4 protein-coding genes are annotated in these 11,815 nt (G+C 44.0%); 1 reads left to right on the plus strand and 3 read right to left on the minus strand.

Annotated features, from left to right (window positions below; genetic code table 11):
- Nucleotides 1-75: 75 nt before the first annotated feature.
- From THEBA_RS01270 to THEBA_RS01280, 3 genes are all read right to left on the minus strand, one after another.
- Nucleotides 76-3,489: a hypothetical protein gene (locus THEBA_RS01270; protein ID WP_014730123.1), complete on the minus strand. Its 3,414-nt coding sequence runs from the start codon at nt 3,487-3,489 to the stop codon at nt 76-78.
- A 588-nt stretch (nt 3,490-4,077) separates the two neighbouring features.
- Nucleotides 4,078-6,147 carry a M6 family metalloprotease domain-containing protein gene (locus tag THEBA_RS01275; RefSeq protein WP_014730124.1) on the minus strand — a complete coding sequence of 690 codons (2,070 nt, stop codon included), beginning with the start codon at nt 6,145-6,147 and terminating at the stop codon, nt 4,078-4,080.
- Nucleotides 6,144-6,674, minus strand: a complete 531-nt coding sequence (locus tag THEBA_RS01280) for a hypothetical protein (RefSeq protein ID WP_014730125.1) — start codon at nt 6,672-6,674, stop codon at nt 6,144-6,146. Before THEBA_RS01280 ends, THEBA_RS01275 begins: the two co-directional genes overlap by 4 nt.
- Before the next feature lie 650 nt (nt 6,675-7,324).
- On the opposite strand from THEBA_RS01280, the gene THEBA_RS01285 reads away from it, so the two are divergent.
- A complete protein-coding gene (locus THEBA_RS01285; protein WP_014730126.1) occupies nt 7,325-11,614 on the plus strand; it encodes an InlB B-repeat-containing protein in 4,290 nt (1,429 codons plus the stop codon).
- The last annotated feature ends 201 nt before the right edge of the window (nt 11,615-11,815 follow it).

An 11,815-nucleotide genomic window follows, 5' to 3' on the forward strand; every position in this document is an offset into this window, starting at 1 on the left:
AGTTTAGATTGATTATTATGACTAGCAAAAAAAAAGAGGGCTAGTTCTAGCCCTCTTTTTGCTTTTGCAGATACCCTACGGCAGCCTCAAGAACCCATTATCATGTGTCCCGTCAACATAGTTCTGATTAATTGCGTCAAGAACATCATTCAGTTCTGAGGCGGTAAATGAACTTCCCAAACCGGCCAAATACCTGTTAGCCTCGGCAAGGACCTCAGCAACTGTCCAGTCTTTGAATATTCCAGTCACGATAACCAAATCCTTAAGATTATAGGAGCTGGTACAGAAATTCGGGTCGTACAAATCAAATCCAACACTGAGAGTCAAAGCAACTGCCTGACCTGCAAGAGTTCCTGCACTAGTTGCTGTTGGGTCTGTATAATTCTGATCGAGCGACCCTGATGTTCCACCCGCAGGCAAGAAGTTCTCGATTGATGCTGAAGTTGTGAAAATAGCTTTGTAACCAGTTGCATCACCAATGACCAATCCACTGGGGAATGTGGAAGCGAAATTCGCATCCCTATAGGTTCCAGGATTATTTCCTGAAGCGGATGAACCCCACCCACCTTGAGTTTGTGTCCTGAAACCTCCTTCGGTGGGTGTGTAAATTGTCACTGTAGCATCATCGGTTGCGTAATAAGCGTCTCCCGTGTCTTCTTTGTATAGCGTCGCAATATTGTGAAGAGAATACGGTGAATTTTGGAAGTTTGCTGAGTCATTAGTTATATCGACTGGATAGTGAAAAGCTGCTTCGCCATTACCATCTAAATTGCTGCTATCGATATGTACTCTCCAGGTAAGAGGCGTGCTCACAACAGTAAACCCGTGCAGCTTGAATTCGTTTAGATTAGTGAACTCATCCACAAGATATGCACTTTCATTAAGATAATCTGTGGAAGTTGGGCTTTCGGGAATATCAGATGTACTGCTGTCTGTGTCTGAATAATCAGTCACAGCTGTTCCGGTAGCGATTACAGTTACTGATACTGGACTGCTCAAAGAGGATCTAACAAAGGTGAATGTCCTATCAACTGATTCGCCCGGGTTTAGACTGACTGAATCTGAGGCTGAAATCAATGTCTTTGTTTCCCCGTCAAATTCAACCTCCAGAAGCACTTCAGTAAGAGGCAAATCACCAACATTTGTAGCAGTAGCAATGCCAGTGATACTGTAAGTGGCGGTTCCTGTTGTTTGACCTTCTATACGGGAAACAATTAACGAATAATCGAAACTGGCAGTTTGGCCATCTGCAAGAGTTGCATGTTCCGGCTCAACTGATTTTTCCAGATCCCATTCATATGGAATCTCGTTTGTCCAAAGAACTTCATGAGTTACTGATGCGTCTATCGAACCGGTTTCTACACTTGGATCCGGAACAATTATTACTACAGTTTGTGAGTCGTCTTTTTTCTCCTTTGTGTCTTTCTCAGTGAGTGTAGCATTGTTTGTCAAGAAATAAGTGCCTTGAGCCGCTTCGATATTTTCTATCCTAATGCTGTAAACGTATTTAGTGTTGGTACTTATATCTGTGGGCCAGGAGGGGTGATTCACAATATCAGTTATGCTAAAACCGGTTACCAAATTTCCGATTTCATCTTCGATATTGTCCAATAGATCATCTACACTCGCTTCTTCATCGTACTTCTTTGTGATGTTTGGATAATGAGGTCCCGAATGATTACTTGTGTCCTGCGTGGGCAAAGAACCATCTGCTTTGACATAAGCGGTGACCCTGTAGAACTTGCCTTCTATAGGTGTAAAACCAGGTATTGAGAAAGGATATGTATGTTCTTCACCACTAGAGAAGGAGTTCTTGGAAGAAGTGTCAACCGAGACTGTAGCTCCTTCTGTACTCCAATCGCTACCATTAATACTTGATTCAAGCTGCACATGGATTTTCAGGTTATCAGCCGTAGTAATTCCCGTGCTGGTAAACAAGACTTCCACCTCTCCGGTTAGGCTATGAACATCAGAGCCTGAAGCGACGGGAGTCTCAAGCCTTGTTGCAGAAAGTGTATAGACAAATGTCTGAGAAGCTCCTTGAGTAAGCGTCACGCTATCAGGAAGAACACGCTTTTCGAGCTCCCAATCATACTCAATTTCCCTGTTCCACACAATTTCGTGCGTTGTGGTGGCTTGAAGGGTTCCTGAATCCTCACTTCCCCCAATCACGATAATCTGCACTATGGCGTCGTCGACTCTCTTATCTTTTGTGTCTGACTCGGTAAGAGTTGCCATGTTTGTCAACCAGTATTCTCCTGCCTGAAGCTGCTCAATGCTTCTAATAGTTACGAAATATGTCTTCGTAGCCAGTGAGGTGTCGGCAATATTCCATGGCCAACCCGCACTAGAATGATTCAAAACTTCAAAACCCGTAGGAGGGAACGGTTGATCTTCAACTGTGGCATTAGCATCCAAAGGTTGCATTTCAGCGGGTTTGGGCATCAAGAAAGTCTCATACACAAATGTTGTAGGGAAATTATCCGAAGTTATCTTCATCGATACCCTAAAATAATCTCCTTCATTACCACTGAATGAAAAAGAAAAGGGAACACTTTTGTATCCAGGATCAATGTCCCCGAGGCTTCTCATTTTCGGGCTGCCGATATCCTGCCATGTCGCCCCAACCGACTTCTGTAGCTGCAGTTCCACCTGAACGTTCTTGGCAGTTGCATCGCCTGAATTAAGAACGCCGGCTGAACCAGAGATTGAAAAAGTTGTGCCTTCCTTGAGAGGCAGCCTCTTTGCCTCAAGAATGTATTCAATCTGCTTCTCAGTTCCACTGCTCGAGGGGAAATTGGGAACTACTGTTGGACTTGCCGTTTTCGTCAGTATCCAGTCATATTCTCCTGATTTGCTTCCTTTAGCATCTCCATCGATGAATCCATTCAGCCAGGGATCTTTCTGCCCATTCTCGTTGAAATAGGTAACGTGGAACTTGCATACTCCATGTTCATATTTGAAAAGTTTGGAACTGAAGACGTTTTCCTCCACTTCCTTTTCCAGAAAAAGATGAACGCCAAAGTAAAAAACCGTTGTATCTTCTTGAATGAAAGACTCTAAACTTTTTCTGTAAGTAAAGTTAGCCGACTTGGGATTGACAATTACGTGATCATCAAGATCATCCTTTTCAAGTTCACCATCACCGTTTTTGTCCAGTCCTTGCACGCTCAGTGAATAACCAAGCCACAGTTCCGTTAACATCCAATCACTCTCGAAAGTGTGATTTACAACTAACTCTTTTGTATCATAGTCAACCCAGTAAGTCATCTTACCAATGAATTCACCGTCAACTTCTACAAACGAATCTGGAGATCGAATGAAGAAAACATATTCTCCAGAATCTTCCTGAGTCAAGAAAATGATTTCTTGCGTGTATTCCACAATTCCAAGATCTATAACCTCTACTTTCTTCTGAGGCTGAAAACAACTGCTCAAGAACACCGCCAAAAGTAAAATTGCCGTTGAGAACAAAAAAAGCCTTTTCATTACAACACCTCCCTAAGAAACGAAAACCCACCCCAAAAATGACAAGCTAATCGGTCGATCAAAGTTATCTAGTCTCATTCTATATCATTGGGGGAAGAAAATCATACGAACGATACACTTTAATAGGTAATTTTACAGTTACTCAAAGATGAATGGGACATTAAGATCATTTTGATTTGAAAAACACGTCCTTTTCTCGGTAAAATGAGGTAATGGTTACTTTTAGCGCCACACAGTGCCATCTATGCAATTTGCGAGTAGTCCTCAATGAGATGATCGGTGAGAAAAGAATAACGGTTAATCGCACACATCGTCAGCATGTAATAAACAATCGATGGACATAATCTAATACTACAATATGAACATATGACTTTGTGATAGATTGCATAAGCTGATTTCAGCAGCTCAGTATAGAAGATTGTTGACTTAATGATGGAGAACATTATAGCGATTTCCCGTTATCGAACTGCAGAATGTTGGTATCGTTTTTGTCAGTCTTAGTGTGTTATTTCACGTTATTCAGCGAATGAAAAAGGCAAGTATCTTAGCTAATTCTCAATGAATAATAGTGAGATTCTAGAGAAGCTTTCATCGAGCGGAATAAATACCGAAAAGGGCAATATCAATCAAACCAGATCCAACTGAATCGTCATTATCGAAGTCGCAAAGAGTTGAAAGCATATCCCAGGTTTCGTCACCATATTTTGTGAAGTACTTCTCGAAGAAGATTTGATGATCAGACCCATCGAATAGTCCATCATTGTTGATATCTGCAGGATTGGTTTTACTGTCGATGAAACTCTCCATAAGACTACCGTCAGAATACTCAACGGTTAGAAACGCGCTCTCAAGAATCGATGCCTTTGAGTTCCCACTAGACAAAATGGTAACAACTGCTCCTGGAAAGAATTCATCCGATTTAACAGAAATCAGTGAAAGCTTTATCTGAACGCCGTCGGCAGAGCTAGCTATTTCTCTTCGAGTTTCATCAAACCTTTCACTGACTATGATTTCATCAATCTGGACACCGTCCAATTCTAATGACAGCAGGACAGAAGCGATTGGTGTTTCAGTTTCGATAAGCTTGAGAGCCAAAATTCCATTTCCGTTTCCACTAATAACCGTATCGAACAACACGAATTCCGTCTTCCTTGAGCCCAAATCAAAATGGATCTCATTGTCGCGATGGGAAATCGATAAAAGCTCTAGTCCACTTAGAGATTCATCATACCAGTTTGAGTTAGGGGTTGTTTCTGAGCCGAATGATAAGTTATTTGATGAACCAGGATAAGGGTCGCCGTCGTCTCCCCTGTTCTCGCGCGATGAGGGATCCATCAGGTCATCCCTTCCGTCGGCTTGAACCAGATAGACCTGCTTGCGCTCTCCGCTATTCCCGTAAACGGCATCGTCGATATGATATATGAGGAGACCTTCTCCCGGGAGGGCGTAGTCAAAACCGAATTTCGTTCTATTTTCGATGAGGAAGTATTCCTCCGGTCTGCCAATATTAGAGAACTTAAGAAGCCTGCCACCGATCTTCACATCTTCGAGAAAGAAATCTCCAGAAAGTCTAGAAATCTCTAGCGGTTCAAACCAGCCCAGTTTCGCCTTGGACCAAGCCGAGAAGTGGGCGGGCATATCCCCCGGTCTATCAACATAGTTCCAGCAACCGTAAGCCATCATTCCCCAGTATCCGATTCCCCACGTTGCCTCGGAATAGTCATAGAGGTCTGGCAGGCCAAAAAGATGACCTGTCTCATGTGCCATTACCCCAATTGTCGCAATTCCTTTAACGGGATCTCCCCCATTCTCCCTCGGCCAGTCAACCCTCTCCGGCTGAATTGTGAAGAGATCTGCGGTTACTCCATCATTCGTCTCGTAATCGAACAATCTCGACTGAAAAGACCAGATATCTAGCTGATCTACAGAGAGTTCTCTCCCCATTCCCTCGTGAATAACGATTATCATATCGACAACCCCATCATCATTATTGTCATAAAGGGAGAAGTCGATATCCTTGTCGGCTTTTGAAATAGCTTCCCTCACGAGTTCGAATTCATTTTGTGAATAATAGGCCTTTGATTTATCGGCAGTGTACCAGCCGTATACTTCTCCTGACAGATCAACTGAACCGTTAGACACTTCACTATAATAGTCTCTCATAGAACCAAAAGGAGCGAGCTCAGGGTATGATGAGAAGATTATCTCTTCAAAGTCTTTTACATGATAAGTATGGGGGTAATCGGGGTAGTCAATCAGTATCACCGGTATTTTGATAGTCCCTTCTGTAGACACCGCGGCGTCTCGAAATTCAGGACCACTCTGTGTACTAAACTTCAGTGATTCGAGAAGCTGCCGGGGTCCAAACGAGGGAATGCCAATAGGCTGGTCTATCCCTTTCAGGAGATCTGATCTCTGTATCTCACCACCGACAACGACTCCATAATGCCAGAAACGGCTTTGAGGATCTTGCTTAAGAGGTCTTCCGTATAGATCCAGGATAAAGTTTCGATACTCATCGCCATACTGTCTGAATTCGATTCGAGTGCCGTCAGGTTGATAAGCTGTAATCACTCCACCGAAACTGGGCGCTCCAATGAGAACCGCCGAAAAAAGAACAGTGGCGATCATGCATAGAAGGGTGAATCTGCCGATCATCTGACGGCCACCTCAAGAGTTGGTGAAAGTGTCTCAATATTCACAGTCGATAGATCATTATCCAGAGCGTAATTCGAAATGATACTCAAACTGCCGTTCTCACTGGCGCTAAATATAATTTCAATAAAAAAATCCTTTCTGACTTCTTCTTGCTCATCGTAAGGGAAAGCCCCGTGAATAATTACCATTGACTGGATATGGCTTCCAGCAATCAAGGTCAAGCAATCCAGATTTGATTCTACGTCCGTTATCTCGACTCCTCCAGAGGCTTCTAGCACTATTTCGAAAACATAGACCTTTTCAAAATTCTTTGCAATTAGTCTGGTTGAAGAACTTGAACCTTCTTGGACTGTGATAATCGATCTCTCAAAAGCTAATTCAACTTCTTCCGACGGCTTCTTTACAAACCAGCAGCCGGAGGTCAGCAGCAAAAGCGCAGTTAAGAGGACGAAAAGGCGAAAAACATTATTGAATTTCTTTAAGTATTTGCTCGCAAATGACTCACTACACATAGGATAATTATACATTATTAGATGAGGTTATCCCGATCACCGTAAAAGAAAGAGTGTGAATCACGAAGGACTTGGTATGGCAAGTAATTAAGATGCGTATTAAGCTAATCCTGTCGTGGTTCTAATGTGAATTTTCCTTTAGCGTAGATCCTGAATTCCAAATTGAAGGGACTTCAGTTGAACCCTTTAATAATATTTGTAAGACTTGGTGAAACCATAATGAAACGATTCATGAGCCGGCCAGCGCAGAAGATTGCGATTGACGAGTTGAAGACTGTCATTAGTTAAAGGCCAAATCAAGCTCTCCTTGGTGTATAATAATTCTCATGAAGGTTATTCGAAGCGATGATTTGCTCTTAGAAGAAGTGGTTCACAGTAGATCTCGTAATTCAAATGAGGCTTTGACTCGCTTGAAGAAGCGGTTTGCTCCTTGAAATAGTTTGACATCTGGTTATTAGAAATGGTACAATATTCTCGATTCATCTTGTTTCTAGCGGTTTGAATGTGGTATATAATATTTGAGGTCTTTTGTTTGTTCGCGAAACCCATTGTTACCTGTTCGTCTGTTCGGGATCGTTCAAAGCGTTTTTTAGGTATATATGAGTCTCTATATGTTCTTTAGCAAATACTTTTCACAACCAAACGCCTTATAGGGGGTGTGTGCAGTGGCAAAGAAACTCTTGAAATTAACCACATTGCTGGCTATTCTTCTCCTCGTGTTCATGCTGACTGGTTGTCCCAAACCACCAGTGGAATACACGTTGACGATTGAGAAGACTGGCTCTGGCGATGGAACCGTTAATGCCGATCCTGAACCCAATACAAGCGGCAAGTACACAGCGGGAACAGATGTAACACTGACCGCTGAAGCCGATGCAGGATCGCAATTTGTCAAGTGGATAATCGGTGAAACAGAGGAAACAGGAAATCCTTTAGTAGTCAAGATGGACGCCGACAAAACTGTTGAAGCGGTCTTTGAGGAAGTAACTGGCGTGCAATTTACCCTTACGGTTGCTAAAGCTGGAGATGGCGATGGTACCGTTACTCCGCCAGTGGGACCCCACGAGTATGACGAAGGGAAAGTAGTGACGCTAATTGCTGAAGCCGACGAGAACAGCGTCTTTGACAAATGGGTTGTTGATGGTGTCGAGTTTGAAGATGCTACAGTCATCGCAACGATGACAAAAGACATTCTCGCAACCGCTCACTTCGATCCCAAACCCGATGTTTTGCCTGAGATCATTCTTGAGTGGACATTGGGAGATCTCATGGTTCTTGGAGCACCTTGTGCTGCACCTGAAGACGGTCTCGGCTTTCAGTATCTGGTAGGCGACTCAGACAGCTCTTTGACGGAAGCGTCCTGGAGCATAGTAAAAGGTGAGGAAGTCGTTTACGGGCCGATAGCAATTCCTTCTTCAAGATTCTACAATTCCTGGACTGGCGCTATTACTGCAGCAATGCTTGGTGCGGATCCAGTTGGTGGAATCTATTCGCTGACGATGACTGCAACGAAGACCGGTGGAATCTCTAAGACTGAGAAAATCGATTTCTATGTCCACACTGATGAAGCGGCAATTGACGGGGTCGATTTCGCCGGTGAGATAGTCTTGTTCGAAGGAACAGCTATTTTGACTGGTGATGAGGCTACTCTTGAAGCAACAATAACTCTAGACTCTAAGGTAAGAGTTAGAATCTACGCTTATGAAGGCGAATGGGATTGTGAATGTGTGGATAACGCACTTCTTTACGATGGATTCTTAACTAGAGAAGCTTCGTCAACTGAGAAAGAGACGTTTGAGCTTGATCTCACTAAGCTCAAGTCGGGCGTTAATTACGATAAGCTAAGGATTATTGTCTACAACGAAATTTGCGGGACGATGCCATGTAACTACTGTCCAGATGATGAAAAAGACATCGATCTAGTTTTCGACAAAACAGTCACGCTGGACTGTGAACCCTGTACTTGTGCACCTTGTACTCCGTGCTGGAACGGCGAGTTTAACCCCGGTGTGAGAATAATGAATCTGTTGTTCAAAGACAGCGATTTCTTTGATGTCTCTGCTACAATAAACGGGGAGACTATTCCTGCAACCCTTATTGAAGCTCCGGTTGAAGACGGAGATGATCTGGTAATAAGAGCAATTATTCGCGAGGAAGACTTCCCAGAGCTTGCTGGTGATGCTCTTCTAATATGGACTGTAACCACGGTAACAGGTCAAAGTGTTGTAGTAGAGTGTGACGAGGACTTTGACTTCATACCACCTGAAGTTGATATCCTTCTTGAATGTGACTGTGATGCAACTACTACTGTAGTTCCGATCCTGTTCACGGATGAAGCCGGTCTGAAGGAAGCCAACGTTTGGTTTGGTGAATCGGTTTCTGGATTAATCAAGAAAGTCACGTTTGATGCAACACCGACGGGTGAATCTACGACCACATTCACTTCTGGTTTCACTTCAGGATGGGAGTTTCCCGCGACTGGCATGATATACGATGTTATTGCGACCATTGAACTTGATCCTGCCAAGATCGTAAGCCCGACGCTCGGCGGCAGCTACACTGTCTATGCAGATGCAGAAGACACATCATGCAACATAAGCGATGTGGCAATGGAAACCTGTGCGATAGACTTCGTGGCTCCAACTATAACGTACTTTGGCCTTGATTGCGTTGGAACTGATTGCGATCTGTGTGAAGCAACACAGACAACTCTTGTTTGGCACATAAGAGATGTCAACTTTGACTATGCAGAGATAAGTGTAAACTACGGAAATCTCTGTTCTGATGGTCAGTGTGGCAACACATTTATAACCGAATCTAAGGACGGAACGGTACTCTGGGAATTCCCGTTTGCAGATTGCAGAGAGATAACTGCCACAATCAAAGCAGTAGATGACTGTGAGAACGAGAGTTCTAAGACAATTAAGTTCGACGTTGACAACGTTCCTCCAGAGCTCGATCTCGAATGGTGCGTCGAACCTGAAACGTGTGACGCGACGTTTGCAAGATTTAGCTGGACGATGGACGATCCTTGCACTCCTACTGTTTATTTCGATACGTGGATTCCGATTGGAGAGCTTGACTATGTGGTCATGGAGAATGGCAAGGAAGTGTTGTATCCTTATACACCTGATGGAACGACCACAAAGAGTGGAATAATTCAGTGGAGCTGGGAGAACTGTTTCTTTGATTGTACAGAACTTACGATTTTCGCAGAGGCTGTAGATTTCAGATGTGAGAACTCCACAGAAGCGAGTTTGACAACAGACGTCGCGCTTGATTTCCTTCCTCCAGAGGCTCATCTATTCCTTGGAGAAAGTCAGGCAAAATACGCATGGGAGGCTTACGAAAACGAAACGAATATTGGTTCTCCGGATTGTGACGCGACTTGCCTCTGGGTGAACTGGATAGTTTTCGAGGACTGCTTGGAGTCGATAGAGATCTGGTCTAACTACCCGTCCGTATGTGAAACTGGCGGAACTGGAGAATATCTGGAAGACGAGTATTTGCTTTTTGCGTGGCCTGAGATGAATGCACCAACTGGAAGTGGTTGGAGATGGTATTCTTGTGGTGATGAAAATGAAACAGCAGCTACGATACAAGCTGCTGAAGGACTGGATGGCGATAATGGCTTTGGTTACTATTATCCAGCTAAATACTACTGGGGATCCATAAAAGTCTGCCTTCCGTCCAATCTCGACTGCGAAGACTTCGTAGCAACTATCACAGCAGTGCAGACATGTAAGCCTGACATCGATGAACCAGAGACCTACACTTCTGTTGATGACGATAATGCTCTTATCGACAGAAAGGCGCCAGAGATTCTCACGTTCGATTGGTTGACCGTTCCGACTGCTTGCGCTACGGAAGCAACCGTAACAATAGAGGCATACGACGGTTCATTCATTGGCAAGAGTTCTGTGGATGCTTACATCGAAGGTGAAATGGTATATGAAGACGGAGAGGTGGTCCCATTCGGCGGAGAGACAGTTCTTCTGACAATTGACCCAGTGACTGGTATTGCAACAGGTACTTACTGGAACACATATGATCAGATTAACTGCGCAACAATAGTAGCAACGCTAACTGTTGGTGATATTTGCTGCGATGGTGTAGATCCGAATCTGTCTGTTCAGAGACTTGAGATCGACATCGACAACGTAAAACCCAATGTGAATGATTTCTACTTCGCATCCGAAGCTAACTCTAGTGATGAGTTGTCAGATGTTTCCGGTGATGGATGGACAATGGATGTAGATGAGACTACTCATGCTTCGTTGACAGCGTGTGGCACTGACTTCGTTTACCTTTACTGGGATGCGGACGACATTACAGGAGACTCTACTGGCTGCTATGCAGGTGTAGAGATCCTCATGGAGCATGGCGATGGAACAGTAGATGTATTTGAGTCCCCCGCAGCGACTGGAACAGTTAAGTGGGAGTTTGGCGAAGTTGCAGGTGATACATTGCTGGCAACGATTACAGCACAGCAGGAAAACGGGTGCCTGGAAAGCGATCCTGCGACCGTAAGCGCTTACGTGAGCAATGTTGGACCGCAGTTTGTTGCGCTCCGCTTCCAAGTTCCTTACGATCCGCCACTCGCTCCTCCAGTTCTTGGTACCATTTGGGTTGACTTCAACGTCCCAATTGACACTTCAGAAGCAACCGCCAACATCTGGAGATGGGACGACCTGAGCGAAACATGGATGCTTGAGACGTATGTTGATGGAAATCCATGGATATGGGATAAAGGCATCACTGGTGACGATAATGTAGACTTGAAGAGAGCACAGTTAGTAAACGTTGATGGCACTATCGGTTATCCCATAGTTCTTGATGGACTTTACAAGCTGGAGCTTTACTCGATTAAGTCTGTAGCTGGGGCTTGTGAGGGAATATACATCGATCCGCTTGTGCGAACAGGTACTGGACGAATTACAGCTCCTGAGTTTTGATTAATAGGATTTTGCTCTAGACAAATGGAGACCCTCTTTAGCGAGGGTCTCCATTTTGTATGGTATTGGAATGGAGCGGAGCTTTGACAATGTGCCGACTAGGAAGATACGGTATTTCAAAAAAGAAGTTTTTCTAGTTTTCGCTTGAATATAATCAAGAGTTCGTAGGCGACAAGAGAGCCTACCTGTATTCAGAAGTAT

The organism is Mesotoga prima MesG1.Ag.4.2, from assembly GCF_000147715.2.
GTDB lineage: Bacteria > Thermotogota > Thermotogae > Petrotogales > Kosmotogaceae > Mesotoga > Mesotoga prima.